The sequence below is a fragment of the Nonomuraea bangladeshensis genome, assembly GCF_039529455.1.
GTDB classification, from domain to species: domain Bacteria; phylum Actinomycetota; class Actinomycetes; order Streptosporangiales; family Streptosporangiaceae; genus Nonomuraea; species Nonomuraea bangladeshensis.
This window is the reverse complement of record NZ_BAAAMV010000011.1, coordinates 183,946-210,918: the sequence shown is the minus strand read 5'-3', so window position 1 is coordinate 210,918 and position 26,973 is coordinate 183,946. Positions and strand designations below refer to the sequence as shown.

The 26,973-nt window shown below is 73.5% G+C and carries 26 protein-coding genes; 18 read left to right on the top strand and 8 right to left on the bottom strand.

Translation table 11 applies throughout. The annotated features are described in order from the left end of the window. The first annotated feature begins 6 nt into the window (after positions 1 to 6). Together ABD292_RS36105 and ABD292_RS36100 are read left to right on the top strand one after the other, a co-directional pair. Positions 7 to 1,977 (top strand): ABC transporter ATP-binding protein, encoded by a 1,971-nt coding sequence (locus tag ABD292_RS36105; RefSeq protein WP_344215464.1) that lies wholly within the window; start codon positions 7 to 9, stop codon positions 1,975 to 1,977. A gap of 137 nt (positions 1,978 to 2,114) precedes the next feature. Beyond that, positions 2,115 to 2,696: a TetR/AcrR family transcriptional regulator gene (locus tag ABD292_RS36100; protein ID WP_344215462.1), complete on the top strand. Its 582-nt coding sequence runs from the start codon at positions 2,115 to 2,117 to the stop codon at positions 2,694 to 2,696. Between the two features lie 171 nt (positions 2,697 to 2,867). Here the strand turns inward: ABD292_RS36100 and ABD292_RS36095 are convergent, their stop codons facing one another. Further along, complete coding sequence (locus ABD292_RS36095; RefSeq protein WP_344215884.1) at positions 2,868 to 4,289, bottom strand: RNB domain-containing ribonuclease; 1,422 nt, start codon at positions 4,287 to 4,289, stop codon at positions 2,868 to 2,870. 126 nt (positions 4,290 to 4,415) lie between these two features. Between ABD292_RS36095 and ABD292_RS36090 the strand changes: the two genes are divergently transcribed. Continuing rightward, positions 4,416 to 5,162, top strand: a complete 747-nt coding sequence (locus ABD292_RS36090) for a hypothetical protein (RefSeq protein WP_344215460.1) — start codon at positions 4,416 to 4,418, stop codon at positions 5,160 to 5,162. 7 nt (positions 5,163 to 5,169) lie between these two features. Here the strand turns inward: ABD292_RS36090 and ABD292_RS36085 are convergent, their stop codons facing one another. Then, complete coding sequence (locus ABD292_RS36085) at positions 5,170 to 6,063, bottom strand: siderophore-interacting protein (RefSeq protein ID WP_344215458.1); 894 nt, start codon at positions 6,061 to 6,063, stop codon at positions 5,170 to 5,172. Between the two features lie 301 nt (positions 6,064 to 6,364). On the opposite strand from ABD292_RS36085, the gene ABD292_RS36080 reads away from it, so the two are divergent. Then, a complete protein-coding gene (locus ABD292_RS36080) occupies positions 6,365 to 7,495 on the top strand; it encodes a pectate lyase family protein (RefSeq protein WP_344215456.1) in 1,131 nt (376 codons plus the stop codon). A gap of 148 nt (positions 7,496 to 7,643) precedes the next feature. Further along, positions 7,644 to 9,704 (top strand): alpha-galactosidase, encoded by a 2,061-nt coding sequence (locus tag ABD292_RS36075; RefSeq protein ID WP_425565232.1) that lies wholly within the window; start codon positions 7,644 to 7,646, stop codon positions 9,702 to 9,704. A 10-nt stretch (positions 9,705 to 9,714) separates the two neighbouring features. Here ABD292_RS36075 and ABD292_RS36070 read toward each other — a convergent pair whose 3' ends face one another. Beyond that, a complete protein-coding gene (locus ABD292_RS36070; protein ID WP_344215452.1) occupies positions 9,715 to 10,122 on the bottom strand; it encodes a DUF3592 domain-containing protein in 408 nt (135 codons plus the stop codon). 196 nt (positions 10,123 to 10,318) lie between these two features. Between ABD292_RS36070 and ABD292_RS36065 the strand changes: the two genes are divergently transcribed. From ABD292_RS36065 to ABD292_RS36040, 6 genes are read left to right on the top strand one after another with little or no spacing between them, the layout of a single operon-like run. Continuing rightward, positions 10,319 to 11,182: an STAS domain-containing protein gene (locus ABD292_RS36065; protein WP_344215450.1), complete on the top strand. Its 864-nt coding sequence runs from the start codon at positions 10,319 to 10,321 to the stop codon at positions 11,180 to 11,182. Further along, positions 11,182 to 11,562 carry an STAS domain-containing protein gene (locus ABD292_RS36060; RefSeq protein WP_344215448.1) on the top strand — a complete coding sequence of 127 codons (381 nt, stop codon included), beginning with the start codon at positions 11,182 to 11,184 and terminating at the stop codon, positions 11,560 to 11,562. Before ABD292_RS36065 ends, ABD292_RS36060 begins: the two co-directional genes overlap by 1 nt. Next, positions 11,559 to 11,960: an anti-sigma regulatory factor gene (locus ABD292_RS36055; protein WP_344215446.1), complete on the top strand. Its 402-nt coding sequence runs from the start codon at positions 11,559 to 11,561 to the stop codon at positions 11,958 to 11,960. Before ABD292_RS36060 ends, ABD292_RS36055 begins: the two co-directional genes overlap by 4 nt. Continuing rightward, positions 11,957 to 12,958: an ATP-binding protein gene (locus ABD292_RS36050; RefSeq protein ID WP_344215882.1), complete on the top strand. Its 1,002-nt coding sequence runs from the start codon at positions 11,957 to 11,959 to the stop codon at positions 12,956 to 12,958. Before ABD292_RS36055 ends, ABD292_RS36050 begins: the two co-directional genes overlap by 4 nt. 10 nt (positions 12,959 to 12,968) lie before the next feature. Beyond that, positions 12,969 to 14,648, top strand: coding sequence for an ATP-binding protein (locus tag ABD292_RS36045; RefSeq protein WP_344215444.1), 1,680 nt, complete (start codon positions 12,969 to 12,971; stop codon positions 14,646 to 14,648). Beyond that, a complete protein-coding gene (locus ABD292_RS36040; RefSeq protein ID WP_344215442.1) occupies positions 14,641 to 16,245 on the top strand; it encodes a SpoIIE family protein phosphatase in 1,605 nt (534 codons plus the stop codon). The genes ABD292_RS36045 and ABD292_RS36040 overlap by 8 nt, the downstream gene beginning before the upstream one ends. Before the next feature lie 13 nt (positions 16,246 to 16,258). Here the strand turns inward: ABD292_RS36040 and ABD292_RS36035 are convergent, their stop codons facing one another. Next, the gene (locus ABD292_RS36035; protein ID WP_344215440.1) at positions 16,259 to 16,999 is read right to left on the bottom strand and encodes a GntR family transcriptional regulator; all 741 of its coding nucleotides are present in this window, start codon (positions 16,997 to 16,999) and stop codon (positions 16,259 to 16,261) included. Positions 17,000 to 17,062: 63 nt separating this feature from the next. Between ABD292_RS36035 and ABD292_RS36030 the strand changes: the two genes are divergently transcribed. Beyond that, on the top strand, positions 17,063 to 17,854 hold the full coding sequence (locus ABD292_RS36030) for an inositol monophosphatase family protein (RefSeq protein ID WP_344215438.1): 792 nt from the start codon (positions 17,063 to 17,065) through the stop codon (positions 17,852 to 17,854). Positions 17,855 to 17,964: 110 nt separating this feature from the next. On the opposite strand, the gene ABD292_RS36025 is transcribed toward ABD292_RS36030, so the two are convergent. The 3 genes from ABD292_RS36025 to ABD292_RS36015 all read right to left on the bottom strand — a co-directional run bounded on the left by ABD292_RS36025 (position 17,965) and on the right by ABD292_RS36015 (position 20,163). Beyond that, positions 17,965 to 18,672 carry an HAD family hydrolase gene (locus ABD292_RS36025; RefSeq protein ID WP_344215435.1) on the bottom strand — a complete coding sequence of 236 codons (708 nt, stop codon included), beginning with the start codon at positions 18,670 to 18,672 and terminating at the stop codon, positions 17,965 to 17,967. Beyond that, positions 18,669 to 19,421, bottom strand: a complete 753-nt coding sequence (locus ABD292_RS36020) for a hypothetical protein (RefSeq protein WP_344215433.1) — start codon at positions 19,419 to 19,421, stop codon at positions 18,669 to 18,671. The genes ABD292_RS36025 and ABD292_RS36020 overlap by 4 nt, the downstream gene beginning before the upstream one ends. A gap of 85 nt (positions 19,422 to 19,506) precedes the next feature. Then, complete coding sequence (locus ABD292_RS36015; RefSeq protein ID WP_344215431.1) at positions 19,507 to 20,163, bottom strand: GntR family transcriptional regulator; 657 nt, start codon at positions 20,161 to 20,163, stop codon at positions 19,507 to 19,509. A gap of 66 nt (positions 20,164 to 20,229) precedes the next feature. Between ABD292_RS36015 and ABD292_RS36010 the strand changes: the two genes are divergently transcribed. Together ABD292_RS36010 and ABD292_RS36005 are read left to right on the top strand one after the other, a co-directional pair. Beyond that, positions 20,230 to 21,417 carry a CaiB/BaiF CoA transferase family protein gene (locus ABD292_RS36010; RefSeq protein WP_344215429.1) on the top strand — a complete coding sequence of 396 codons (1,188 nt, stop codon included), beginning with the start codon at positions 20,230 to 20,232 and terminating at the stop codon, positions 21,415 to 21,417. Beyond that, positions 21,414 to 22,235 carry an HpcH/HpaI aldolase/citrate lyase family protein gene (locus ABD292_RS36005; RefSeq protein WP_344215427.1) on the top strand — a complete coding sequence of 274 codons (822 nt, stop codon included), beginning with the start codon at positions 21,414 to 21,416 and terminating at the stop codon, positions 22,233 to 22,235. Before ABD292_RS36010 ends, ABD292_RS36005 begins: the two co-directional genes overlap by 4 nt. A gap of 6 nt (positions 22,236 to 22,241) precedes the next feature. Here ABD292_RS36005 and ABD292_RS36000 read toward each other — a convergent pair whose 3' ends face one another. Then, entirely contained in the window at positions 22,242 to 22,880 is a 639-nt protein-coding gene (locus ABD292_RS36000; protein ID WP_344215425.1) for a TetR/AcrR family transcriptional regulator, read from the bottom strand. Between the two features lie 118 nt (positions 22,881 to 22,998). Here ABD292_RS36000 and ABD292_RS35995 point away from each other — a divergent pair, with 118 nt between their 5' ends. From ABD292_RS35995 to ABD292_RS35980, 4 genes are all read left to right on the top strand, one after another. Further along, complete coding sequence (locus ABD292_RS35995) at positions 22,999 to 23,976, top strand: sugar ABC transporter substrate-binding protein (RefSeq protein WP_344215423.1); 978 nt, start codon at positions 22,999 to 23,001, stop codon at positions 23,974 to 23,976. After that, positions 23,973 to 25,016 carry an ABC transporter permease gene (locus ABD292_RS35990; RefSeq protein ID WP_344215421.1) on the top strand — a complete coding sequence of 348 codons (1,044 nt, stop codon included), beginning with the start codon at positions 23,973 to 23,975 and terminating at the stop codon, positions 25,014 to 25,016. The genes ABD292_RS35995 and ABD292_RS35990 overlap by 4 nt, the downstream gene beginning before the upstream one ends. After that, positions 25,013 to 25,768 carry an ATP-binding cassette domain-containing protein gene (locus ABD292_RS35985; RefSeq protein ID WP_344215419.1) on the top strand — a complete coding sequence of 252 codons (756 nt, stop codon included), beginning with the start codon at positions 25,013 to 25,015 and terminating at the stop codon, positions 25,766 to 25,768. The genes ABD292_RS35990 and ABD292_RS35985 overlap by 4 nt, the downstream gene beginning before the upstream one ends. Before the next feature lie 101 nt (positions 25,769 to 25,869). Beyond that, on the top strand, positions 25,870 to 26,826 hold the full coding sequence (locus ABD292_RS35980; RefSeq protein WP_344215417.1) for an alpha/beta hydrolase: 957 nt from the start codon (positions 25,870 to 25,872) through the stop codon (positions 26,824 to 26,826). Positions 26,827 to 26,973 lie beyond the last annotated feature (147 nt).

Here is a 26,973-nt window from a genome sequence, read left to right as displayed (position 1 = left end):
TTGGGGGTGCTGACAGCGCCACGTGAGAGCCGGCGGCTCAGCCGCCGGCTCTCCTTTTCCGCCTCCGGCCGCGAACTCGCCCCGGCGATCACCCTTCGCCGGACTTTCCGCGAGTTCTGGCCGGACACCCGTGGGCTGCGGCCGTTGTTCGCCGCCGGAGTGGTGTTCGCCGTCCTGGCCGCGCTGTGCGAGGTCGCCGCGATCCGCCTGTTCGGCCACATCACGGACGAGGTGCTCACCACCCGGGACCTGGAGGGTTTCTGGGTCCCCGCGTTCAGCTGGCTGGGGCTCGCCACGGTCGCGGGGGCGGCGTCGTTCGCCGGGGCGTACGCCACCGCCCTCGCCGCCGAACGCTTCCTGCTGAGACTCCGCGACCGCATCTTCGGCCACCTGCAGACGCTCGCGCCCGACTACGCCGAGAAGCGGCGGCTCGGCGACCTCATGGCCCGGCTCACCGACGACGTCGAGGCCATCGAGGAGCTCGTCGGCTCAGGGCTGGTCAAGGCGATCACCACCGCCGCCAGCGTGGTGTTCTTCGCCGGGGCGGCGTTCCTCGTCCGCTGGGACCTGGCGCTCGTCACGCTCGCCCTGATCCCGGCGTTCCTGCTGGTGTCGAAGCTGTTCGCGGCGAAGTTCCGCGTCGCGGCCGCGCGCGAGCGGCACAGCAACGGCGCGATGAACAGCGTCCTGGAGGAGGGGCTGGCCAACCAGCCGCTGGTGCAGGCGTACAACCGGCAGCGCGACGAGGCGCGCAGGCTGCACCGCGAGGGACGGACCTGGCTGCGCGCCAACCTGTCGCAGGCGTGGCTGTCCGGTCTGTACGGCCCGGTCGTCCAGGTCATCGAGACCGTCTGCCTGATCATCGTCCTCGGCGTCGGCGCGTGGGAGATCGCCGCCGGCCGGCTGACCATCGGCGGCCTGCTCGCCTTCGCCGCGTACCTGGCCCTGCTCTATCCGGCCGTCCAGGGGCTCGGCGAGCTGGCGCTCACCGTGTCGGAGGCGGCCGCGGGCTCCGACCGGATCATCGAGGTCCTGCGGGCCAGGCCCGCCGTCACCGACGCCCCCTCGGCCGTCGCCGCCGGCCAGGGACGGGGCCGCGTGGAGTTCGACCGGGTCGGCTTCGCCTATCCGGGACGCGCCTCGCGGCCCGCGCTGCGCGAGGTGTCCTTCGTCGCCGAACCCGGGGAGGTGCTGGTGATCACCGGGCCCAGCGGGGCGGGCAAGTCCACGCTGGCCAAGCTGCTGCTGCGCTTCTACGACCCGGACGAGGGCCGCATCCTGCTGGACGGCGCCGACGTCCGGAGCCTGACGCGCGAGTCGCTGCGCGAGAACGTCACCGTGCTGCACCAGGAGACGATGCTGTTCTCCGGTTCCGTACGGGACAACATCGCCTACGGGCGGCCCGCCGCCTCCATGGAGGAGATCATCCGGGCCGCGGAGACGGCCGGCGTGCACGAGTTCGTCAAGGATCTGCCCCGGGGGTACGACACGCCGGTGGGGCAGCGCGGGCGGCTGCTGTCCGGGGGGCAGCGGCAGCGCGTCGCGATCGCCAGGGCGGTCCTGCGGGACGCGCCGGTGCTGGTGCTCGACGAGCCCATGACCGGGCTGGACGAGGAGACGGCCGCGCAGGTCATGGCGCCGCTGGGGCGGCTCATGGCGGGGCGGACGACCATCCTCATCACGCACGACCTGCGGCAGGTGCCGTCGGGCGCGCGGGTGATCGGGCTGCGGCCGGTGCCCAGGCACGAGCGCATCCGGCTCAGGCGGGCCGGCGTCCCGCGCCTGGCCAGGGACCGGGCCAGGGACCGGGCCGAGGACCGGGTCGGGGATCGGGCCGGGGATCGGGCCGGCGCGGGACACGGGGCCTCGCGCGCCGGTCGCGCGGAGGCCGCTCATGCCGTGCGGTCGTCCGGGCCGGTGCCGTGGCCGCGCGAACCGCTCGTGCCTGGACCCGGTGGCGCCGACGCCGGGCCGTGATCCGGTGGCGCCGCGCACGGGACACCCGTCCTTCCCGAAGGGCGGGTGTTCTCGTGTCATCGGGGCTGTTTGTCCGGGAAGTCCGCCGGTAGAATCGGAGAGATCCCTCCGGTTGCCGGTGAAGGCGGGTGGAGCGCATGGGCGACGATCACAGCACGGCCAGACTGCTCCGCGCGGACGCCCGCCGCAACCGGGAACGGGTGCTGCAGATCGCCCAGGAGGCCCTGGCCAGCGACGGCCTCACCATCTCCTTCGACGAGATCGCCCGCCGGGCCGGGTTCGGCGTCGGCACCGTCTACCGGCACTTCCCGACCAGGGAGGCGTTGTTCGAGGCGGTGCTGCTCGGCCGGATGGAACGTTTCGTGGCCGACGCGCGCGCGCTCGCCACCGCCGAGGACCCCGGCCGGGCGTTCTTCGGCTGGTTCCGTACGGTGGCCGAGCAGGCCTCGGCCAACCAGGCGCTGTGCGAGATGCTGGAGGGCGGCACGGGACCGGCGTTCCGGCGCGGGACGACGCTGGAGGCCGACTTCGCCGCCGCGCTGGGGCGGCTGCTGCAACGCGCCCAGCGGGCCGGGGCGGTGCGCGGCGACCTGCGCACGGAGGACGTGCAGGACCTGCTGCGCGGCTGCCTCACGGCCGAGCGGCTGGCGCGGGCCAGGGGAGGGAAGGTCTCGATGGCCGAGGTGGTCTGCGACGGCATGCGCTCACACCCGCGCTGAGCCGCGGCGCCTCAGCGGACACCGCCGCGTCTCGAAGGGGCGGCGGCATCTCGAAGGGGCCGCGCCTCGAAGGGGTGGCGGCGTCTCCAAGGGGCCGCGCCTCGAAGGGATGGCGGCGTCTCCAAGGGGCCGCGCCTCGAAGGCGCGGCGCGTCAGAGGAGCCGTCGCGGCTCAGGGGGAGCCGTCGAGGGTGAAGCGGACCTCTCGAGTGGCCGGGTCGGCCTTGGTGAGGCGGACCGTGACCTGCGAGCCGAGCGGCAGCGGGCCGTCGCAGCGGGCGATCACCGCGGGCTCGACGAGCTGGACCTGCCCGCCGCCGCGCCGCTCGTCCACGTCGATCACCACCGCCTCGAACGCCTCCCCGACCCGCCCCCGCAGCAGGAACGCCTCCACCAGGTCCACGCACGCCCGGTCCACCGCCGAGGCCCGCCGCCCGGACACGGCCATCAGCTCCGGCAGCCCGGCGAGCCCCGCCCGCACGTCGGCGGGCACCGGCTCACCGGCGGCGACCGCCAGGCACACCTCGGTGGCGTACCGGTCGACCAGCCGCCGCAGTGGGGCCGTGACGTGCGCGTACGGCGCCGCGACCGCCGCGTGCCCCGCCTCCTTCGGCGGCGCACCGTCGAACGCCTCGTAGCCTGAGCCGCGCAGCAGCACCCGTGACTCGTGCAGGAACGCCGCCTGCCGCGGGTTCTTCGGGTCCAGCCCGTGCACCACCTCGCCGTAGCCGGCGCCGTCCGGCCACGGCACGCCCAGCGCCCCCGCCACCAGGCGGACCTTGGCGAGGTCGTCCGGCCGGGAGGCGGGCAGCACGCGCAGGATGCCGATCTCGGCGTCGAGCATCATCGCCGCCGCGGCCATGCCGGTCAGCAGCGAGATCTGCGCGTTCCACGCCTCGGCCGGCAGCGGCACCCGGTACTCCAGCCGGTAACCGCCGTCGGCGGGCACGACCTCCTGTTCGGGCGTCGGCAGGGTGACGCCGCCGCGCTCGCGTTCCAGCGCGAGCCGCAGCCGCCCGATCTCGGCCAGCAGCCCGAGCACGCCGTCGGCGGTGCCGGTGTCGACGGCGGCCTGCACGTACGCGTAGTCGAGGCGCTCGCGGCTGCGCACCAGGGCGCGCTGCACGTCGGCGCCGATCGTGCGGCCGTCGGCGTCGAGGTCGATCCGCCACACCGCGGCCGGGCGCGGCAGTCCGGGCAGCAGGCTGGCCGCGTCCTCGGACAGGACCTTGGGGTGCAGCGGGATCTTGCCCTGCGGCATGTAGACCGTCTCGCCCCTGGCCCGGGCCTCGGCGTCGATGATCCCGCCCGGGCGGACGAACGCGCCCACGTCGGCGACGGCGTACCAGACCCGGTAGCCGGCGCGCAGCCGTTCCAGGTGGAGTGCCTGGTCGAGGTCCATGGAGCCGGGCGGGTCGATGGTGACGAACGGCAGGTCGGTGAGGTCCTTGCCGCTGAGCCGCGGCACCTGCGCCACCCACGCCGCCTCGTCCAGCACGGCGGGCGGGAAGCCGGCGGGCAGCGCCAGCTCGCGCCCGATGCGGTCGAACCCGTCTTCCAGCTTCAGGGGGATCTCTTCTGGAACCTGAATCATCGACACGGGCACAACCTACCGTTGCGCCTCCAGACGGGTCAGCCGGGGCTTTTTGTGCGATTCCCGCTTTTGGCGTGATCGCTCACATTACGCTGCTGCCCCGGTAGGTACGAGGGAGAGCACAACGTGTGGATCGCAGTCGCGGTGCCGGCCGTCGTCGTCGGGATCCTGGTCTGGTGGCTGCGCCGTGCCCGGCCCGCCGCTCCGGAGGCCGGTGGGGGTTTCGCGGCCGGACGGGCGCCGGAGTGGGGGCCGGGCCTGACGCCGGAGGCGGACGCCGCGTTCGTGGAGGGGCTGGGCGCGTACGACGCCACCGGCGAGGCGTTGCGGCCGGACTGGGAGCGGGACGTGCTCGCGGTGGACGGCACGCCGCCACGGCTGATCTCGCTGCGGCTGCTCGCCGACGGGTTCGCCGCCCTGGAGGAGGCCGCCCTGCACGACCCGCAGGGCGCGGTCGCGGGCCTCATGGCCGAGTACGCCGCCGCCGAGCGGCCCGGGGTGCTGCACCTGCGGGCCGAATGGCCGGCGGACGAGGTGGACGGCATGGACCGTACGGCCTTCGCCGAGGCCGTACGGGCGGTCGTCTGCCCGCCGGGCGCGGCCGGCGTCGAGGGATTCGCGGACGGCGCGTCCCTGCTCGTCACCGTCACCGACACCGAGGCGTCCGGGCGCAACACGCTGATGCTGGACCTCGGGCGGGTGCTCGACCTGTACGCGGAGGCGCGCGAGAAGCGTCCCGACGCGACGCCGGGGGAGGTGCTGGGCGAGGTCGTGCCCGGCATGCTCGCCGCCGGCGGCCCGGGCCTCACCTGGGTACGCCCCCCGACCGAGCAGGAGCGCCACACCGTGACGACGGCCTGCGCCCCAGCCTGAGCCGGCGTCAGCCGCCGCCCTCGGCGCGCCCCTCGCGCCAGTACCCCATGAACGCGACCGCCCGCCGATCCATCCCCCGCTCGCCCACCAGGTGACGCCGCAGCGTCTTGATCACGCCGGCCTCGCCCGCCAGCCACGCGTACAGCGGGTCGGCGGCGTCCTCCTCCGGCACCTCCCACAGCTCCTCGGCGTCCACGTCCACGTCGCTGAAGCCGTTCGCGCCGGCGCCGGGGGACGTCAGCAGCCGCCCGGCGGCGGCCTGGACGGCGGGGATGAGCTGGGCGCCGCGCTCGCCGCCGTTCCTGGGGAGCCAGCCGACGCGCACCGAGCAGGAGGTCTCGACGGGCAGGGCGTCGTCGTCGAAGGGCACCTCGAGCAGGGCCTCGCCGGTGACCCCGGCGGGCAGGCGCTCCAGGACGGAGCAGATGGCGGGCACGGCGGTCTCGTCGCCGGCGAGCAGCACGGTCGTGCTGCCGGCGGGCAGCCGGAACTCCAGCCCGCCGTGCACCCCGTCGTAGCGGGCGTCGGGCCCGAGGATCGCGACCTCGTCGCCGGGCTGGACCCGCTCCGCCCACTGGGCGACCGGCCCGCCGTCGGGGTGCATGACGACGTCCACGTCCAGCTCCCGGACGTCCGCCCGCACCTGGCGCGCGGTGTAGGTGCGGATCGGGTTGCGCCTGGTGTCGTCGAGCTGCCGCCACTGCTGGTACCAGTCCGGTCCGGACGGCAGGTACGACAGCCCGCAGCCCGGCAGCGGCAGAATGAGCTTGATCCGCTGGTCGTAGCCGTTGTCGGCGAAATGGCCGAGGTCGTCCCCGGTGAACGTGACCCGCAGGAACGACGGGCTCAGCCGCTCAAGCCGGTCTACCTGGACGTGGAACATGTGAAACGGCGAGCTCATCCCCGACTCCTCCAACAAAATTAGGCGAGCCTAACCTAAACGATCGCCGGAGGGCTGGCCACCGCACGCAGCGTCAGGACCGATGCACACATCGGAGTCACCGCAGGTCATCAAGTGGATCACTGTCCTCGACAAGCCGTTGTCATGAAAGTTTCAGCGACGATTGACAGTTGGAAAGCGCTTACCTATGTTGTGGCATGTTCGCTCTCACGTACGTAGATCACGTATGTGAACGGATGCTCGCTGGGGGGACACCATTCGCGGACCTGACGGTCCGCTAGGGCCAGCAAGGAGCAGAATCGTGCGACACACATCCATCGGCAGGACGGGCGCGGTCCTCGCGGGCGTCGTCACCCTCACCGCCTCCGCGGTGACCGGCGTCGTCATGGCCTCGGCGGCGGCCGCCGCTCCGGCGCCCGGAGCGTACACGCTCGTGAACGCGCACAGCGGCAAGTGCGCGGGCGTGGAGGGCGCGAGCACCTCCGCGGGCAAGGCCGTGCAGCAGGAGAGCTGCACCGGCGGCTCGTCCCAGACCTGGACGGCGACCGAGTCCGGCGGCACCGTCAGGATCGCCAACGCGGACGGCCCGGTCGGCTGGGCCACGCAGGGCGGCGGCACCACGGGCGGCGGCGGCACGAGCCCGACCACCGTCACCTCCTCCTCGGCCCTGACCAGCGCCCTGTCCGCGAGCGGCTCGGGGGTGATCCGGGTCTCCGGCACGATCTCCTGCTCGGGCATGCTGAAGGTCGGCTCCAACAAGACGATCATCGGCAACTCCGGCGCCGTCATCTCGGGCTGCGGGCTCAACATCTCCAAGGCGTCCAACGTGATCGTGCGCAACCTCACCTTCAGGAACTGGAACGACGACGCCATCAACGTCCAGTACTCGACCCGGGTGTGGATCGACCACAACAGCTTCAGCAACGGCTACGACGGCGCGGTGGACGTCAAGCGGGCCAGCGACTACGTCACCATCTCCTGGAACAGGGTCAGCTCCCACGACAAGACGATGCTGCTCGGCCACGACGACGGCAACGGCTCGGAGGACCGCGGCCACCTGCGGGTGACGTACCACCACAACTGGTTCGACGGCACCAACCAGCGTCACCCGCGGGTGCGCTTCGGCAACCCGGTGCACGTCTACAACAACTACTACGGCAACATCGGCAGCTACGGCGTGGCCTCGACGCAGGAGGCGGGCGTGCTGGTCGAGGGCAACTACTTCGAGAACACCGACGACCCATTCCACCGGGGCGAGGGCGACTCCGACCCGGGCAACCTGGTGGCGCGCAACAACTGCTTCGTCAACTCCGGCAGCGGCCAGGCCGGCGGCAGCGTCGCCTCCATCCCCTACTCCTACACGCTGGACACCCCCTGCAACGTCAAGTCCATCGTGACCGCGGGCGCGGGCGCCGGGCGGATCTCCGTCTGAACGCCGTTCCCGCTCTGATCGAGGCCCCTCCGGCGACCGCCCGCCGGAGGGGCCTTCCCTCGCCCCGGCGGAGCCGGGTTCGATAGCGTCTTTCCGCGCGTCACACCCCCTGTGCCTGTTGCGTAAGGAGCCCGGCTTGTCCTACCTGATGCTGTCCGCCGCGGATGTCGCCCTCCTGCTCGACGCCTCCGGCCCCGGCCTGCCCCGCGTCCGCCACTTCGGCGCCGCGCCCGGCACGGACGACGGGGCCGAGCTGCTTCCCGTGCTGGCGTCCCTGGTGAGCGCGCCGCCGCTGCTGCCCGCGCAGGGCGACGGATGGTACGGCCGCCCCGGCCTGGCGGGCTCCCGCGACGGCGAGCACTGGCCGGTGCGCTGGACCCTGGGCGGCGCGGACGTCGCGGCGGAGCCGGGCAGGGGCGGCACGGTGACGATCACCGCGGCCGACGAGCGGGCGGGCCTGGCGCTGGTGAGCGAGCTGGGCATGGACGCCCACGGGGTGGTGACGCTGCGGCACACGGTGACCAACACGGCGGCCTCGCCGTACCGGCTGGCGGGCCTGGTGTGCGCGCTGCCGATCCCGGCGCGGGCCGGCGAGCTGCTGGACTTCACCGGGCGCTGGGCGCTGGAGAAGGTGCCGCAGCGGCGGGCGTTCGCGCACGGCGTGTGGAGCAGGGAGAACCGGCGCGGCCGGACCGGGCACGACGCGACCGGCCTGCTCGTGGCGGGCACCGAGGGCTTCGGCTTCCGCTCCGGCGAGGTGTGGGCCGTGCACGCGGGCTGGAGCGGCGACCACGTCCACTACGCCGAGCGCCTGCAGGAGGGGGCGGCGCTGCTGGGCGCGGGCGAGCTGCCCGAGCCCGGCGAGATCGTCCTGCGGCAGGGCGAGAGCTACCGCACCCCCCTCGTCTACTTCACCTGGTCGGCGCAGGGCCTGGACGCCGCGAGCGCCCGGCTGCACGACCACCTGCGGGCCGCCCGGCCGCTGCCGGTCCGGCCGGTCACGCTCAACAACTGGGAGGCGACCTACTTCGACCACGGCCTGGACCGGCTGCTGGAGCTGGCCGAGCGGGCCGCGGCGGCCGGGATCGAGCGGTTCGTGCTCGACGACGGCTGGTTCCGCCACCGCCGCCACGACCGGGCCGGGCTCGGCGACTGGTACGTCGACGAGGGCGTCTGGCCGCACGGCCTGCACCCGCTGGCCGAGCGGGTGCGCGGGCTCGGCATGCAGTTCGGCCTGTGGTTCGAGCCGGAGATGGTCAACCCCGACTCCGACCTGGCCCGCGCCCACCCCGACTGGGTCCTCGGCCGGGCCGAGCGCCTGCCGCCGCCGCACCGCAACCAGCAGACGCTCGACCTGGCCCGGCCGGAGGCGTACGCGTACCTGCTGGAGCGGATCGACGCGCTGATCACCGAGTACGCCCTCGACTACATCAAGTGGGACCACAACCGCGACATCGCCGAGCCCGTCCACGACGGGGTGCCCGGCGTGCACGCGCAGACCCTCGCGGCCTACCGCCTGCTGGACGAGCTGCGCGCCCGCCATCCCGGGCTGGAGATCGAGTCGTGCTCGTCGGGCGGCGCCCGCGTCGACTACGGGGTGCTGGCCCGTACCGACCGGGTGTGGACCTCCGACAGCAACGACGCGCTCGACCGGCAGGCCATCCAGCGCTGGACCGGGCTGCTGGTGCCGCCGGAGCGCATGGGCGCGCACGTCGGCGCGCCGCGCGACCACATCACCGGCCGGTCGCTGCCGCTGGCCTTCCGCGCGGGCACCGCGCTGTTCGGGCACATGGGCGTGGAGTGGGACCTCACCTCGGCGAGCGAGGCGGAGCTGGAGGAGCTGGGCGTCTGGATCGCGCTGCACAAGCGGCTGCGGCCGGTGCTGCACGCCGGGCGGGTGGTCCGCGCCGACCATCCCGACCCGTCGGCGCTGCTGCACGGGGTGGTGCTGCCGGAGCGGGCGGTGTTCGGCTACGCGCAGCTGAGCTCGCGGCCGGAGTCGGCCCCCGCGCCGCTGCGGCTGCCCGGCCTGGATCCGGCCGCCCGCTACGAGGTGCGCGTGGCCGGGCCGGTGCCCGGCTCCGCGCTCATGCCGTCGTGGGCGGACGGGCCGGTGCGCCTGCCGGGGGCGGCGCTGGCCGAGCTGGGGCTGCCCGCGCCGGCGCTCCAGCCCGCCTCGGTGGTCGTCATCGAGCTGGAACGGGTCTGAGCTGCCGCGGCTACCGGGGCATGTTGTAGGGGTAGGGGGCCGGGTACGCGCCGGGCACGGGCTGCCAGGCCGCCCAGTCGATCCGTACGCGCTCGCGCCGCTGCCGGTCCACCCTGACCGGCAGCACCGCGCCGGGCGCGAGGATCCCCATCGGGATGCGCGGCAGCGACTGCCGGTGCGTGACCCGGTAGACCTCGCCGTCCGCGCCGCGTACGGCGAGCACGAAGCGCACCACGGGCCGTTCGTTGACCGACATGCCGGTGTCGGTCACGGACTCGACGACGGCCTGCGCGGGGACGCCGGTGGCGAGCAGCTGCCGCCCGGCCCGCGCCGCGACGGCGATGGGCACCCAGACCCCGGCCGTGATGAGCATCGTCACACCCGCGATCGTCAGCGGCAGCCACGTTACGGAGCTCACTGTCTTTCCCCGTTCTTCCTGTTCTCCGACCTTCCTGGCCTTTTCTAGGCAAGGTGGTTTGCATGGCGCTTGATCAGCGCTTGCGAAATACCGGCTTGCGGGCGCGCCGCCGACGGGAACGCATAGAGGCGGAGCGAAAAGCCCGGTAGCCTTCGTGTCGATTCATGACAAAACACCCCATCTTCGGGAGCACACCTTGACAGCTCACGGCGACGCCGGCCAGCTCCGCGTGGCGGAACTCCTGCGGGCGCAGGAGGAGACCATCCTCAAGCGCTGGATCGACCTCGCGGGCGCCACCGTCGGTGGCCGGGCCGACCGCAGCGTCCTGGCCGGGCGGCTGCGCGAGCTCTACCAGGCCCTGCTGCAGTTCATCGGCGAGGGAGGGGACGCCTCCGACCTGCGCGGCCTGCTCGCCGACCTGTCGCGGGCGCAGGCCAGGGAGGGCTTCACGCCGGCGGAGACCGCCGCCGTGGTGTTCAGCCTGAAGGAGGCGGTGTACGGGCTGATCGAGGCGGAGGACGACGTCGAGGCCCTGCGCGGCTACATCTGGCTGGCGCGGCACATCGACGACCTGGGCCTGTTCACGTTCGAGACCTTCGTCAGCGCCCGCGAGAAGATCATCACCGACCAGGCCGAGCAGCTCCTGGAGCTGTCCACGCCGGTGGTCAAGCTGTGGGACGGCATCCTCGCGGTGCCGCTGGTCGGCACGCTCGACTCGGCCCGTACGCAGGTCGTCATGGAGAAGCTGCTCCAGGGCCTGGTGGAGACCGGCTCCGAGCACGCCGTGATCGACATCACCGGCGTGCCGGCCGTGGACACCCAGGTGGCGCAGCACCTGCTCAAGGCCGTGGTGGCGGCCCGGCTCATGGGCGCCGAGTGCGTCATCTCCGGCATCCGCCCCCAGATCGCGCACACGATCGTCACCCTCGGCATCGAGTTCGGCGACATCGTCACCAAGTCCTCCCTGGCCGACGCCCTCGCCTACGCGCTGCGCAAGAGCGGCGTGCAGGTCACGCAGCGGGCCGACAAGCACGTCGTCGTCGGGCTGGAGCGGGCCTGATGGAACGTGTCCCCGTTCTCAAGCTCGGCGACCTCCTCATCGTCTCGATCCAGATCGACCTGCAGGACCAGAGCGTGCTCATGCTGCAGGAGGACCTGGCGGACGCGATCGTCGACAGCCGGGCCCGCGGGGTGATCATCGACATCACCGCCGTGGAGATCGTCGACTCCTTCATCGGGCGCATGCTCTCGACCATCGCGTCGATCTCGCGGATGCTGGACGCCGAGACGATCGTCGTGGGCATGCGGCCCGCGGTCGCGATCACACTGGTCGAGCTCGGCCTGTCGCTCGGCGGCGTGCGCACCGCGCTCAATCTGGAGAAGGGTGTCGCGATGCTCAAGGAACGCGACGGAGCCGACCCGGCAGCGGTGCCGGAGTGACGCCCGTCCAGGAGCTCGCCATCGCGGGCAACAGCGACGTGGTCATCGTGCGCCAGCAGGTGCGCAACAGCGCCCAGCAGGTCGGCCTGTCGCTGGTTGACCAGACCAAACTGGTCACCGCGGCCAGCGAGCTCGCCCGCAACGCCCTGATGTACGCCGGGGGCGGCCGGGTGCGGATCGAGGTCGTCAACAACGGCGTACGCGACGGACTGCGCCTGGACTTCACCGACGAGGGCCCCGGCATCCCCGACCTGGACCTGGCCCTGACCGACGGCTGGTCCACGGGCGGCGGCCTCGGCCTGGGGCTGAGCGGGTCACGCCGGTTGGTGGACGAGTTCGACCTGGAGTCCAAGACCGGCGAAGGGACGCGGATCACAGTGATCAAGTGGGCGAGATGATCCGCTCAGGGGACGAGCCCTGGGTCCGCATCGAGGACGCCAGCGCCATCGGGGCGGCCCGCCGGGCCGCGACGGCGCTGGCCGAGGCGTGCGGCTTCGACGAGCAGGACCGCGGGCGGGTGGCCGTCGCCGTCAGCGAGGCGGCCTCCAACCTGGTCAAGCACGCGGTCGAGGGCACGATGCTGATCCGGGCCCACCCCGAGGCGGCGGCCGCCGTCGAGGTGGTCGCCCTGGACAAGGGGCCGGGCATGCGCGACGTGCGCAGCGCCGTGCGGGACGGCTACTCCACCGCGGGCACGCTCGGCGTCGGTCTCGGCGGGATCGCCAGGATGGCCTCGGCCCACGAGGTCTATTCCCTGCCCGGACGTGGCACGGTGGTGACCATGTGCTTCACCGCCAACGACGTGCCGGCCCCCGACTCCCGGGTGAGCGGGCTGACCCGCCCCATCGGGGAGGAGGTCGTCTCGGGCGACGCCTTCGCGTACGTCGAGAGCCGCGGCACGGCCATCGGCCTGATGTGCGACGGCCTCGGCCACGGCCCCGCCGCGGCCGCCGCCTCCCGCGAGGCCGTGCGGGTCTTCGAGCAGCAGCACCACCTGCCCGTGCTGGAGCTGCTGGAGCGCATCCACAAGGCGCTGACGGGCACCAGGGGCGGCGCCGTGGCCCTCGCCCGGCTGGACCGCGAGCGAGGGGTGGTCCGCTACGCCGGGCTCGGCAACATCTCGGGCTGGATCGTGCACGCCGAGGGCCGCCAGGGCATGATCTCCGTGCCGGGCATCGCCGGGCACCAGCGCAGCCGCCTGCGCGAGTACGAGTACGCCGTCCCGCCGCACAGCGTGCTCGTCATGCATTCCGACGGGCTCTCCGACCGGTGGGACCCGGTCTCCTTCCCCGGCCTGGTCTCCCGTTCCCCGGTCGTCGTGGCCGCCACCCTGCTGCGGGACGCCGGCACGCGCAGGGACGACGCGGCCGTGCTCGCCGTGGGGACGGCTCCATGAGGAGGACGCCGTGAGGGCGGCGCCGCTGACCACGGTCACCGTAGCCGGCGAGTCCGACGTCTTCGCCATGCGCCAGGTGGGCCGCGAGGTCGCCGCCGCGCTCGGCATGTCCCAGCAGGACCAGATCCGGGTGGCGACCGCGCTCAGCGAGCTGGGCAGGGAGATCGTCATCGAGGGCGCGTCCGGCATGGTGGTCGCCTTCGCCCTCGACTTCGACGACCTCGTGATGGAGGTGAGCTTCCCCGACGCCGCCGCCCGCCACGTGGCCGAGGGCGTGACCATGGCCGGGCGGCTCATGGACGTCGTCGACGCCGGCGAGCGCGGCCGGGTGGTCCTGCGCAAGCGGCTGCCGGCGAGCGCGTCCGCGCTGTCGGTCGCGCAGATCCGCACCAAGGTCAACGCCATGGCGCCGTCCAGCGCGCTGGACGAGCTGCGCCAGCAGAACCACGAGCTCGCCTCGACCCTGGAGGCGGTCCGCCAGCTCAACGCCGAGCTGGAGGAGACCAACCAGGGGGTCATGGCGCTGTACAACCAGCTCTCCGCCGAGCTGGAGGAGACCAACCGCGGCGTCGTCGCCCTCTACGCCGAGCTGGACGAGAAGTCGGTGCAGCTGCGCGAGGCCAGCGACGCCAAGAACCGGTTCTGGGCCACGGTCAGCCACGAGCTGCGCACGCCGCTCAACTCGATCATCGGCCTGGTCCGGCTGCTCACGGGCCCCGGCGGGGACCCGCTGGGCGAGGAGCAGGCGCGGCAGGTCGAGCTGATCGGCTCCTCGGCCGAGACCCTGCTGACCCTGGTCAGCGAGCTGCTCGACATCGGCAAGGCCGAGTCGGGGCGGCTCGACCCGCAGTTCACCACCGTCGACCTCGTCGCCCTGGCCGAACGGCTGCGCATGACGATGGGGCCGGCGCAGAGCACCGACCAGGTCACGCTGCGCGTCGTCGTCCCGCCGCCGCCGTTCACCATGCCGGCCGACGAGGCGATGCTCACCAGGATCCTGCGCAACCTGCTGGCCAACAGCCTGAAGTTCACCCAGGAGGGCGAGGTCGTGCTGGAGGTGGCCCGCGACCCGGCCGCCGGCGAGACGGTCTTCACCGTCGCCGACACGGGCATCGGCATCCCGGCCGAGCACCTCGAACGGGTCTTCGAGGAGTTCTACCAGGTGCCGGGGCCGGCGCAGACCCGCGCCAAGGGCACCGGCCTGGGCCTGGCGTACGCGCGGCGGCTGGCTCAGGCGATGGGCGGCACGCTGACCCTGGCCAGCACGCCGGGGAAGGGCACCACGGCGGTGCTGCGGCTGCCGTACGAGTCGCACGACGTCCCCGTCGCCCAGCGCATCCTCGTCGCCGACGACGACGAGAACTTCCGCGCCGGGGTGCGGCGCATGCTCACCGGGTTCGCCGCCCACATCGACGAGGCGCCCGACGGCGCCGCCGCGCTCGCCGCGATGGCCGCGGCGCCGCCCGACCTGGCCCTGCTGGACCTGCTCATGCCCGGCCTCGACGGCACGGCCGTCCTGCAGCGCATGGCCGACGACGAACGGCTGCGGAACGTCCCCGTGATCATCGTCACGCTGGCGCAGACGCACCGGCGTCCCGAGCGGGCCGAGGCCGTGCTCGGCAAGCAGGGGCTGCGCAGGGACGTGCTGCTGAACGCCATCCGCCAGGCACTGGGGAGCCGTGATGAGTGACGCGACGCCGCAGGAGGCGACGATCCTCGTCGTCGACGACACCCCGACCAAGCTCTACATCCTGTCCAGCTGGCTGCGCCGCGCCGGGTACGCCGTGGTCGAGGCCACCGGCGGCCTGGAGGCGCTGCAGCGCATCGCCGAGCTCCATCCCGACCTGGTGGTGCTCGACGTCCGGCTGCCGGACATCTCCGGCTACGAGGTGTGCGAGCGCATCAAGGCCGACCCCGCGACGTCCTCGATCCCCGTGATCCAGATCTCCGGCGCGGCCATCACCGCCGCCGACCGGGCGCTCGGCCTGCACCGGGGCGCCGACGGCTACCTGGCCGAGCCGGTCGAGCCGGACGAGTTCGTCGCCACCGTGGAGGCGGCCCTGCGCTACCACCGGGCGCGGCAGCGGGCCGAGCGCCTGGCCGCCCGCCTCGGCGCGCTCACCGACCTCACGCTGGCCATGAACGCCGCCCAGACCTTCGACGAGCTGCTGTCGACCGCCGTCTCGGGCACCAGCCGCATCCTGGGGCGCAGTGCCGGGGTGGTGGCTCTCGCGCCCGACGGGCGCACCCGCAGGCTGACCGCGCTGGCGCCCGAGGGGACCCCCACGTTCAGGACGGTCCAGCCGCCCGTGCTGCAGTTCCTCGGCGAGCGGGCCCTCGGCCAGCGGGCCGGCACCGAGTTCCTCATCATCCCGCACGACTACTGGTCGGGGATCGCGCCCGACACCCCGTCCCGGCTCGACATCACGGCCGTGCTGTCGCGCACCAAACGCGACCGTCCGCCCGTCCTGCTCGGCGTGGAGCCGGACCCCGAGCTGGACGAGGACGAGCTGAGCATGCTGCGCCAGCTCGGCCAGGCCGTGGCGCTGGCGGTGGAGGCGCTGCGCGCCTACGCCGAGGAGCACGCGATCGCCCTGACGCTGCAGCGCAGCCTGCTGCCCTCGCGTGTCCCCCAGGTGCCGGGGCTCGACATCGTCTGGCGCTACCAGCCGGCGGTGGACAACGTCGAGGTGGGCGGCGACTTCTACGAGGTGCTGCAGCTGGGCGAGCAGGTCCTGGTCGCGGTCGGCGACGTCCAGGGGCACTCGCTGCTGGCCGCCACCGTGATGGCCGAGCTGCGCCACGCGCTGCGCGCCTCGCTCATCGGCAAGGTGGAGCTCGACCAGTCGCTGTCGCTGCTCAACGACGTGCTGCGCCGCTACCACCCGCGGATGACCGCGACCGTGTGCCTCACGCTGCTCGACCCGGCGACCGGCGAGGCGCAGATCGCCAACGCCGGCCACATCCCGCCGCTGCTGCTCGACGGCGACGGCGGGGCCCGCTACCACGAGCGCTTCGGCAACCTGCTCCTCGGCGTCGCCGAGGAGGTCTACCGGATCGACCGGGTCGTGGTGCCGCCGGGCGGGGCGGTGCTGATGTTCACCGACGGGCTCGTGGAGGACCGCGACAAGTATCTGGACGACAGCCTGGAGATCGCCCGGCGCGCCGCCGAGGAGATCGGCGACGACATGGACGAGGCGGCCGGCCGGCTCATCGACACCTTCGGCGCGCGGGAGGACGACGTCGCCCTGGTGATCGTCCGCCGCCACCCGCCTGCCGAGGGGTGACGCGGAGGGCTGCTCACCGCTCGATGAGCGTGACCTCCAGGGAGTAGTGCGAGGCGCGGTAGACGTGCGAGCCGTGCTCGACCGCCCGGCCCTGGTCGTCGTAGGTGGTGCGGACCATGGTGAGCAGAGGGGCGCCGCGGCGCTCGGCCAGCAGCCGCGCCTCGGCCTGGGAGGCGGCGCGGGCCCCGATGCGCTGGTTGGCCACCCGCATGCGCACGCCCGCGCCGCGCAGCAGCTCGTACAGGCCGCGGGTCTGCAGGTCGGCGCGGGTGAGCTGGGCGAGGCCCGGCGGCAGCCAGTTGTGCAGCACGGCCAGCGGCTCGCTGGCCGCGAAGCGCAGCCGCTCCAGGTAGAGGATGTCCGAGCCCGGCTCGACGCCGAGCACGGCGGCGACGTCCTCGTCGGCCGTGCGCGGCTCCAGCGCCAGCACCTGCGTGGCCGGCTCCTGGCCGGCGCGGCGCAGGTCGTCGTAGAGGCTGGTCAGCTCGACCGAGCGCTTGACCTGGCCGTGCACCACCTGCGTGCCGACGCCCCGCTTGCGGACCAGCAGGCCCTTGTCCACGAGGTATTGGATCGCCTGGCGGATCGTGGGCCGCGACAGGCCGAGCCGGTCGGCCAGCAGGATCTCGTTGTCCAGCCGCGAGCCAGGAGGCAGGTCGCCTCGCCGGATGGCCTCGGCGATCTGCTCGGCCACCTGGAAATAGAGCGGCACGGGGCTGGATCGATCCAGGTCGATCGCCAGATTCGCGGTCATGCTGATCAGCTTAACCGAGGTCAGAATGTCATGACAAACGATCGGCACGTTAGGGTGGGGACGATGGATGCGACAGAGTTGCTCGACACCGCCGCCGAGGCGGCCAGGTCCGTCGGCCCCCGGTTGCGCGAGGCGTTCCGGTCCCGGCCCGAGGTGGACACCAAACGCGACTTCCACGACCCCGTCACCGAGCACGACCGGGCCGCCGAGGAGGAGATCCGCGCGGTCATCGAGGCACGCGCCCCTGGCAGCGCCGTCGTCGGCGAGGAGGGCGGGGCCACCGGCTCCGGCGACCTCGTCTGGTACGTCGACCCGATCGACGGCACCGCCAACTTCGCCGCCGGCCTGCCCTTCTTCTGCGTCTCGATCGCCGCCGCCGTGCACGGCGAGCTGGTGGCGGGCGTGGTCTACGACCCGGTGCGCGACGACGCGTTCACCGCGAGCACCGAGGGCGCCTGGTGCAACGGCGAGCCGATCCGCAGCCGGGGCGCGACCCGCGACCGCGAGGCCATGCTGCTGTGCTCCTACCCGCAGCCGGGCGACCTCGACGCCGAGGGGGATGAGGCGCTGCTGCGTTACGGGCGTCTCCTGCGCTCGTTCGCCACCATCCGGCGGCCGGGCAGCGCGGCGCTCAACCTGGCGCACGTCGCGGCCGGCTGGTCCGACGCCACCTACGGCACCTTGTCCAGCCCCTGGGACGTGGCCGCCGGGGCGCTGCTGGTGCGACAGGCGGGTGGCGTCTATCTGGGCGACCCCCTGGCCAAGGGCGACTACCTGGCGCACGTCGGCGGCTTCGACCTGGCCGGCTCCGCCCTGGCCGAGGTGAGCAGCCGCCCGCGCCGCGCCGCGCCCTGACCGCCCTGACCGTCCGCCGCGCCCTGACCGTCCGCCGCGCTCTGACCGCCCTGACCGTCCGGCGGGCTCTGACCGTCCGGCGCGCCCGGCCCCTCCTCAGCGCCCTCTCCTCAGCGGAGTGACGCGACGAGGGCGGGGAGCTCGGCCAGCGTGGTGATGCGTGGGAAGCCGGCGGGCGCCTCCTCCACGCCGAGCCGGTCGAGCCAGACCGAGCGCATGCCGGTGACCGCCGGGGCCGTCACGTCCCGCACGATGTCGTCGCCCACCAGCAGCACCTCCTCGGTCGCCAGCCCGAGGGCCGCGGCGGCGCCGGTGTAGGCGGCCGGCGACGGCTTGTAGTGCCCGTCCAGCACCTCGCCGGTCAGCACCGTACGCAGCGGCCCGGCCAGGCCGATCGCGCGGACCTTCGCCTCCTGCATCGGCTGCGTGCCGTTCGTCAGCACGCCGAGCGCCGGCCCCGAGGGCCCGGCCAGCGCGGCCACCGCCGCCGCCGCGTCAGGGAAGGCGGTCCAGCTGCGCCGGTAGCGGGCGGCGAAGTCGGCGTAGGCCGCGTCGAGGTCGTCCGGGCCGGGCTCGGGCACGTCGAGCTCCCGGCACAGGGCGCGCAGGCGCAGGTGGCGCTGCTCCTGCACCGTGCACTCGCCCGCCTGCCAGCGCGCGAGGTACGGGCCCTCCAGCGCGGCCCACAACGCGGGCGCCTCGGCCTGGCGCGGATGGCCGGGGAAACGCGCCGCGAGCCAGTCCGCGATCGCGGCGTCGGCGGCCGCCCGGTGGTCCAGCAACGTGCCGTCCAGGTCGAACAGAACCCCGTTGATCATGGCCCCGACGATACCGGGCGCGGCCCTGGCGCGGCCGAGGCGGCGATGCGCTCGGCGGTCTCGTGCGGCGGGTAGCCCAGGGTCAGGCCGCGCACCGACAGCGGCGCGCGGGCGAAGCGGGTCTCGGCGTCGTCGGTGAGCACGTAGCGGACGGCGAGGGAGTCACGCCGGTGCTCGTCGAGCGCCGCAGCCTCCGGCTCGGCCAGCTCCGGCGGCAGCGCCTCCAGGTAGTCGGCGATGAGCGAGTCGAGGTCGAACAGCAGGGCGTAGCGCGCGGCGGTGCCCGCCACGACCCGGACCAGCTCTCCGGTCAGCTCGGCCCGGTAGACCAGGCCGCTGCCGCCGCTCGCGTCGAACCAGCGCAGCGCCTCCTCCACGGGCAGCGTGAACGCCCCGTACGGCTTGCGCCCGTACAGCAGGGCCTCGGCGATCCACCGGTCGCACCACAGCTCGTCCCGGTACGGCACCGGCGCGGCGGGGTCGACCGTCAGGCCCTGGGCGAGCACGGGGTTCCACGCCGACACGAGCGGGCTGCTGAAGCGCGGCATGCGGGGGCCGCGCCAGTGGCTGAGCGGGTAGCCGTACCAGACCGTGACGACCTCGATCCGCCGCTCGGGCAGGGGGCGCTGGTAGGTGCCGTTCATGATGTGGCCGCCCTCGGGGTGCCGCCAGGGGCCGGGGGCGATGCCTGAGCCCGTGGGGACCGGGGGAGTCCGGTAGTCCGGATGCAGGATCCACGTGTCCGCCACGATTACGGCCCTTCGCGATCGGCGGGTACAGCACCAGAGTGGCATCGTGCATCACCGCTCACCCCCCTTGCAAAGGGGTGGCGGGTCAGGTGGTCCGGGCGCGGAAGGCGCCCGCGTGCCGGACGTGCTCGATCATGACGCGCTCGGCCGCGTCGCCGTCGCCCGCCGCGAGGGCTTCCAGGATGGCCTCGTGCGCGTCGAGCTGGGCCTGGACCTGGTCCCGCGCCAGCCACAGCGACGCCTCCGCCGGCACGGGGACGCTGTTGCGCACCGCCCGCGCGTGCGCGCCGAGGAACGCCGGCCCGCCGATGTCCACGATGCGCAGGTGGAAGCGGAGGCTCTGCTCGCCCAGGCGGTCGCTCCGGCCGCGCGCGGCGTCCTCGACCATGGCGGTGTGCAGCTCGCGCAGCTCGGCCAGCTCCTCGGCCGTGACGCGGGCGGCGGCGAGCCGGGCGCCGAGCCCTTCGACGACCGCGCGCAGGCCGTAGTACTCCGCCAGCGCCTCCTCGCCGAGGTCCACCACGGTCGCCCCGTGGTGCGCCTCGTACCTGATGAGGCGGTCCTTCTCCAGCCTGCGCAGCGCCTCGCGCACCGGCGTGACCGACACGCCGAGCCGCCTGGCCACCTCGCCGGCCCGCAGCGCGGTCCCGCCGGGGATGCGCGCGTTGCGGATGTCGTCGAGCAGCGTGTTGTAGACGTATTCGGCCTTGCTGACGGGGGGCCGCGGCTCCAGCGCTGACATGTCGTCCAGTGTCCCGTACGTTCTCGTCGAATTGACCTATGACATATTTCTTATAACTTGCAAACCATGACGATCCTCGGCGACCTGCGGGTCATCGACGCGGCGACGCTGTTCGCCGGTCCCTCCGCCGCGATGATGCTCGGCGACTTCGGCGCCGACGTGATCAAGATCGAGCACCCCCGGCGCGGCGACCCGTCGCGCGGCCACGGCGCGTCGGCCGGCGGCGTCGGCCTGTGGTGGAAGACGCTCGCGCGCAACAAGCGCACCGCCGCCGTCGACCTGTCGCGCGCCGAGGGCCAGGAGATCCTGCGCCGCCTGTGCGAGCGCTCCGACGTGCTGATCGAGAACTTCCGCCCCGGCACGCTCGAACGCTGGGACCTCGACCCCGAGGACCTGCTGAAGCTCAACCCCCGGCTGATCGTGGCCAGGATGACCGGGTTCGGGCAGCAGGGGCCGATGGCGCGGCAGCCGGGGTTCGGCACGCTGGCCGAGGCGATGAGCGGCTTCGCGGCCATGACCGGCCAGCCCGACGGCCCGCCCACGCTGCCGCCCCTCGCCCTCGCCGACGGCATCGCGGGCCTCGCCATGTCGTACGCGATCATGCTGGCCCTGCACGCCCGCGAGCGCACCGGGCGCGGCCAGGTGATCGACCTGGCCATCATCGAGCCGATCATGGCCCTGCTGGGGCCGCAGATGACCGCGTATAAGGCGCTCGGCGTGGTGCCGCGGCGCACCGGCAACCGCTCCAGCAGCAACGCCCCCCGCAACACCTACCGCACCCGCGACGGTCGCTGGCTGGCCATCTCCACCAGCGCGCAGCCGATCGCCGAGCGGGTGGTCACCCTCGTCGGCCGGCCCGACCTGGTCGAGCAGCCGTGGTTCGCCACCGGGCAGGGCCGCGTCCAGCACGTGGACGAGCTGGACGAGGCCGTCGCCTCCTGGATCGCCGAGCGCGACGCCGCCGAGGTGATCGCCCGCTTCGAGGAGGCGCAGGCCGCGGTCGCGCCCATCTACGACGTCACCGACATCGCGCGGGACCCGCAGTACGAGGCGCTCGGCACGTTCGTCGAGCTGCCCGACGAGGAGCTGGGCAGTGTCACCATGCAGAACGTCATGTTCCGCCTGTCGGACACCCCGGGCGAGATCCGCTGGCCGGGGCGTCCGCTCGGCAGGGACACCGACGAGGTGCTGACCGAGCTCGACTACTCCCGCGAGCGTCTGGCCGAGCTGCGCGAGGCCGGGGTGATCGCGTGATCCCGCCGGTGACCTGGCTGTACGTCCCCGGCGACCGGCCTGAACGGTTCGCCAAGGCGGCCGCGTCCGGGGCCGACGTGGTCATCATCGACCTGGAGGACGCGGTCGTGCCCGCCCGCAAGGACGAGGCCCGCGCCAACGCCGTCGCCTACCTGCGCGAGCGGCCCCCGGCCGGCGCCGCCGTACACGTCCGGGTCAACGACCTCACCACGGCCCGGGGCCGGGCGGACCTGGAGGCGGTCGGCGGCCTGGCCGACGGCGTACGGCTGCCGAAGGTCGAGGACCCCGCCGTGCTCGACGGGATCGCGGACGGGCGGGCGTACCCGCTGCTGGAGTCGGCGGCCGGGATCCTGCGCGCGGCGGCCGTCGCCGCGCATCCGGCCGTCGCCGGGATCGCGCTCGGCGAGCAGGACCTCGCCGCCGAGCTGTCGATCACCGACGAGGCCGCCATGAACCACCTGCGGCTCCAGGCGGTGCTCGCGGCGGCGGCGGCCGGGCTGCCGCCGGTGCCGATGTCGGTGTATCCCGACGTCAGGGACGAGGACGGGCTCGCCGCCTCCTGCCGGGCCGGGCGCGCGACGGGCCTGTTCGGCCGGACCGCGATCCACCCCCGGCAGATCCCGGTGATCCGGCGGGCCTTCCGGCCGGGGGAGGAGGAGGTCGCGAGGGCCGAGGAGATCGTCGCGGCGGCCGAGCGCGCCGAAGGGGCGGGGCTCGGGGCGGTGGCGCTGCCGGACGGCCGGTTCGTGGACGCGCCGGTGCTGGCCCGCGCCCGCCGTACGGTCGCGCTGGCCCGCCACCTCGCCGCCGAGGTCTGACCCGGCTCAGGAGCCGGTCCACCAGCGGGAGGACAGCTCCTCGTCCGTCGCCGCGGGGCCGGGCAGCTCGCGGCGGGCCGGCGGCAGGCGCAGCGCGTCCATCATCAGGGCGAGGTAGCGGTGGCGCAGCTCGGAGATCCGCCGCTCGTCGCCCACCCGGATGGAGGCGATCTGCTCCAGCAGCAGCGCGATGTCGGCGGTGGTGAGGTCGGGGCGCAGCACGCCCGCCTCCACCGTGCGCCGGTGGATCTCGGTGGCCAGGGCTCCCGCCCGCATCGCGTCGCGGCCCAGCGCCTCCGTCGGCTGGAACGTCCCGGCCAGCCTGATCGTCAGCGAGTTGGTGTCGGCGTCGACGATGCCGCGCAGGTAGCCGGCGAACGCCTCCCACGGGTCGCCCTCCTCGGCCAGCGCCCGCTCGGTGACCTCGATGTAGAGTTTCAGCCCGTCGCCGCACAGTTTCTGCAGCAGGGCCTCCTTGCTGGGATAGCGGCGGTAGAGCGCGCTGATGCCGACGCCCGCCTTCTCGGCGACGGCCGCGATGGGGGCGCCGGGGTCGGCGGTGAAGACCGCCCGCGCCGCCTGGAGGATCAGCTCGTCGTTCCGCGCGGCCTGTGCCTTGCGGCCGCTCATGGGTGCCCTGGTCATGCTCGCATTATAGGGAACGTAGTCTTCCGTTCTGCAAGTACGTCTGTCCTATTGTCTATACGACACGTTGACACTGAGGTAGAACCGGGCCAAGCCTGTTGGTCTTGGAGGTGTCCTCGTGAGACGTACCCCGATCGTGCTGGCACTGTTAGGAGCCCTCGCCCTCACGGGCTGCTCGTCCCCGTCCGGGCAGAGCGCGCCGAGCAGCGCTCCGGCGGCCGGATCCCCGGCCAAGAGCGGCGGCAAGTACGCCGTCATCACCCACGGCGGCGCCGGCGACGCCTTCTGGGACGTGGTCAAGAACGGCGCCGAGGCCGCCGGCGAGCAGTACGGCGTCACCGTCACCTACCAGGGCGACGGCGACCCCGCCAAGCAGTCCCAGCTCATCGACCAGGCCGTCGCCGAGAAGGTGGACGGCCTCGTGGTCTCCATGGCCAACCCCGACGCGCTGAAGGAGGCGATCGGCAAGGCCGTCGCCGCGAAGATCCCGGTGGTGACGATCAACTCGGGGGCCGACTCCTCCAAGGCGTTCGGCGCGCTCACCCACGTCGGGCAGTCCGAGGACGTGGCCGGGCGCGGCGCGGGCGAGCAGCTCAAGGCGGCCGGCGTCACCAAGCTGCTGTGCGTCATCCACGAGGCCGGCAACGTCGGCCTCGACCAGCGCTGCAAGGGCGCCGAGGAGACCCTCGGCGGCGCCGTCGAACGGCTCCAGGTGGACATCGGCAACCTGGCCGACGTGACGTCCAAGGTCACCGCCAAGCTCCAGTCGGACAAGCAGGTCAACGGCGTGCTGGCGCTCAACCCGGCGGTCGCCGTGGCCGCCAGGGACGCCGTCAGGGACTCGGGATCGACGGCCAAGGTGGCCACCTTCGACCTGTCGGCCGACGTGGTGGACGCGATCAAGGCCGGCGAGGTCCTGTTCGCCGTGGACCAGCAGCAGTACCTCCAGGGCTACCTGCCCATCACGTTCCTGCGCCTCTACACCACCAACCTCAACACCGTGGGCGGCGGCCTGCCGGTCAACACCGGGCCGGGCTTCGTCACCAAGGACAACGCCGACCAGGTCGCCAAGCTGGCGGAGGCGGGCACCAGATGAGCCGGACGAGCGCGGCGGCCGCCGACGAGCGGATCGCCCGCGTCGGCCTGGCCCGCCGCCTGCTCATCCGGCCCGAGCTGGGCGCGGTGGTCGGCGCGGTGCTGGTGTTCGCGTTCTTCGCCGCCCAGTCGCCGGTGTTCCGCTCGCCGGCCGGCGTCGCGAACTGGCTCGACCCGGCCGCCACGCTCGGCATCATGGCGGTCGCGGTCGCGCTGCTCATGATCGGCGGCGAGTTCGACCTGTCGGCGGGCGTGCTGACCGGCACCAGCGGGCTCATCCTGGTCACGCTGGCCACCAGGTTCGGGCTCAACGTGTGGCTCGCCATGCTGGCGGGGCTGGCGGTGGCGCTGGCCGTCGGGTTCGCCAACGGGCTGATCGTGACCCGCACCCGGCTGCCCAGCTTCATCGTCACGCTCGGCACGTTCCTCATGCTCCAGGGCGTCAACCTCGGCGTGACCAAGGCCATCACCGGGACGGTCCAGGTCGGCGGGCTGCGCAGGGCCGACGGGTACGACGGCGCCAGCGCCCTGCTGGCCGGCACCGTCGACCTCGGCGGCACCTCGTTCCGGGTGGCGATCCTGTGGTGGCTGCTGGCGACGGCGGTGGCGACGTGGGTGCTCATGCGCTCCCGCGCGGGCAACTGGATCTTCGCAGTCGGCGGCGACGAGCGGGCGGCGCGGGCGGTCGGCGTGCCGGCCGCGCGGACGAAGATCGCGCTGTTCATGACCACGGCGTTCGCCGCCTGGCTGGTCGGCTCGATCCTGGCGCTGCGCTACACCTCGGTCCAGGCCAACATCGGCATCGGCCAGGAGTTCATCTACATCATCGCGGCGGTCATCGGCGGCTGCCTGCTGACCGGCGGCTACGGCTCGGCCGTCGGCGCCGCCATCGGCGCGGTCATCTTCGGCATGGCCGACAAGGGCATCGTCTTCCTCGGCTGGGACGCCGACTGGTTCAAGTTCTTCCTGGGCGCGATGCTGCTGCTGGCCACCCTGGCCAACCGGCTGGTGCGCCGCTACGCCGAGGAGGTGCGGCATTGATCCTGGAGACCCGCGGCATCGGCAAGAGGTTCGGCTCGGTGCTGGCGCTGCGCGAGGTGTCGATGGGCGTGGCCGCCGGGGAGGTGCTGTGCGTGCTCGGCGACAACGGCGCCGGCAAGTCGACGCTCATCAAGATCCTGTCCGGCGTGCACCAGCACGACACGGGGGCGCTGCTCGTGGACGGCGAGGAGGTGCGCCTGTCGAGCCCGCGCGACGCGCTCGACCGCGGCATCGCCACCGTCTACCAGGACCTGGCGATGATCCCGCTCATGTCGGTGTGGCGCAACTTCTTCCTCGGCTCCGAGCCGCGCAAGGGCCTCGCCTTCGACGTGGCGAAGGCCCGCCGGGTGGCCCGCGAGGAGCTGCGGGCCATGGGCATCGACATCCGCGACGTGGACCAGCCGGTCGGCACGCTGTCCGGCGGGGAGCGGCAGTCGGTGGCGATCGCGCGGGCCGTGCACTTCGGCGCCCGCGTGCTCATCCTCGACGAGCCCACCTCGGCGCTCGGCGTCAAGCAGGCCGGGGTGGTGCTGCGCTACATCGCCCGCGCCCGCGACCGGGGGCTCGCCGTGGTCTTCATCACCCACAACCCGCACCATGCCCACCCGGTGGGCGACCGGTTCCTGCTGCTCAACCGGGGCGCCGGCATGGGCGAGTACGCCAAGGCCGACATCACCCCGCAGGAGCTGACGGCGCTCATGGCGGGCGGGGCGGAGCTGGAGGAGCTGGCGCACGAGCTGCGGCGCGAGTGAGGCTCTTGGGCGGGAATTGACGGTTCCCGGCGGGTGCCTGGAGGCGGGGCGAGGCACAACCATCCGGGCAAGGTGCAGGCGCGAGAGCCCGGAGGTCGCCGGTGAGCAGGAAGGTCGTGCTGGAACAGGCGGCGCGGGAGTTCGCCGAGGCGACCTCCGAGCCGCCCTTCATCTACGAGCTGCCGCCCGAGCAGGGCCGCGAGGTGCTGGAGAAGCTCCAGTCCGGGTCCGGCGTGCCCAAGCCGGACATCGACGAGGAGTGGATCGAGGTCGAGGGCGGCCCGACCGGGACCGTGCCGGTGCGCCTGGTCAGGCCCAAGGGCGCCACAGGCGCCCTGCCGGTGATCCTCTACATCCACGGCGCGGGCTGGGTGTTCGGCTCGGCCCGCACGCACGACCGCCTGGTGCGCGAGCTGGCCGTGCGCTGCGAGGCGGCCGTGGTCTTCCCCGAGTACGACCGCGCCCCCGAGGCGAAGTATCCGACCCAGATCGAGCAGAACTACGCCGCCGCCCGATGGGTGACGGAGCACGGCGGCGAGAAGGGCCTCGACGCCGGGCGGATGGCCGTCGCCGGCGACTCGGTCGGCGGCAACATGTCCGCCGTGCTGGCCCTCATGGCCAAGGAACGCGGCGACGTGCGGCTGCGCGGCCAGGCGTTGTTCTACCCGGTCACCGACGCGAGCTTCGACACCGAGTCCTACCACGACTTCGCGACCGGCTACTACCTCAACCGCGACGGCATGAAGTGGTTCTGGGACCAGTACACGACCGACGCCGGGCAGCGGGCCGAGAGCCACGCCTCGCCGCTGCGGGCCACGGACGAGGAGCTGCGCGGCCTGCCGCCCGCGATCGTGCTCAACGGCGAGGCCGACGTGCTGCGGGACGAGGGCGAGGCGTACGCGGCCCGGCTGCGCGCGGCGGGCGTGGACGTGACGGCGGTCCGGCTGGCCGGGATGATCCACGACTTCGTCATGCTCGACGCGCTGCGCGGCACCAACGCCGCCAGGGCCGCGATGGACCTCGCCGTCGGCGCGCTGCGGACCTGGCTGCGCGCATGACCTACCGGATCAGGAGGAACGGCCGCGAGCTGCTGCGGAGCGGCCCGTTATTACGCCGCTCCCGGCCGGGGCCCTAGGGGGTCCCGGCCGGATCTTCACACCGGCAGGGGTGGGGGAGAGGCGCGTCCGCGTGGCATGCTCGTGACA

What these genes read in the sequence shown, in the direction of transcription:
- ABD292_RS36100 (WP_344215462.1), top strand. Translation starts at nt 2,115, where the DNA reads ATGGGCGACGATCACAGCACGGCCAGACTGCTCCGCGCGGACGCCCGC.
- ABD292_RS36095 (WP_344215884.1), bottom strand. Translation starts at nt 4,289, where the DNA reads ATGATTCAGGTTCCAGAAGAGATCCCCCTGAAGCTGGAAGACGGGTTC.
- ABD292_RS36085 (WP_344215458.1), bottom strand. Translation starts at nt 6,063, where the DNA reads ATGAGCTCGCCGTTTCACATGTTCCACGTCCAGGTAGACCGGCTTGAG.
- ABD292_RS36075 (WP_425565232.1), top strand. Translation starts at nt 7,644, where the DNA reads ATGCTGTCCGCCGCGGATGTCGCCCTCCTGCTCGACGCCTCCGGCCCC.
- ABD292_RS36060 (WP_344215448.1), top strand. Translation starts at nt 11,182, where the DNA reads ATGGAACGTGTCCCCGTTCTCAAGCTCGGCGACCTCCTCATCGTCTCG.
- ABD292_RS36050 (WP_344215882.1), top strand. Translation starts at nt 11,957, where the DNA reads ATGATCCGCTCAGGGGACGAGCCCTGGGTCCGCATCGAGGACGCCAGC.
- ABD292_RS36040 (WP_344215442.1), top strand. Translation starts at nt 14,641, where the DNA reads ATGAGTGACGCGACGCCGCAGGAGGCGACGATCCTCGTCGTCGACGAC.
- ABD292_RS36035 (WP_344215440.1), bottom strand. Translation starts at nt 16,999, where the DNA reads ATGACCGCGAATCTGGCGATCGACCTGGATCGATCCAGCCCCGTGCCG.
- ABD292_RS36030 (WP_344215438.1), top strand. Translation starts at nt 17,063, where the DNA reads ATGGATGCGACAGAGTTGCTCGACACCGCCGCCGAGGCGGCCAGGTCC.
- ABD292_RS36025 (WP_344215435.1), bottom strand. Translation starts at nt 18,672, where the DNA reads ATGATCAACGGGGTTCTGTTCGACCTGGACGGCACGTTGCTGGACCAC.
- ABD292_RS36015 (WP_344215431.1), bottom strand. Translation starts at nt 20,163, where the DNA reads ATGTCAGCGCTGGAGCCGCGGCCCCCCGTCAGCAAGGCCGAATACGTC.
- ABD292_RS36010 (WP_344215429.1), top strand. Translation starts at nt 20,230, where the DNA reads ATGACGATCCTCGGCGACCTGCGGGTCATCGACGCGGCGACGCTGTTC.
- ABD292_RS36000 (WP_344215425.1), bottom strand. Translation starts at nt 22,880, where the DNA reads ATGACCAGGGCACCCATGAGCGGCCGCAAGGCACAGGCCGCGCGGAAC.
- ABD292_RS35990 (WP_344215421.1), top strand. Translation starts at nt 23,973, where the DNA reads ATGAGCCGGACGAGCGCGGCGGCCGCCGACGAGCGGATCGCCCGCGTC.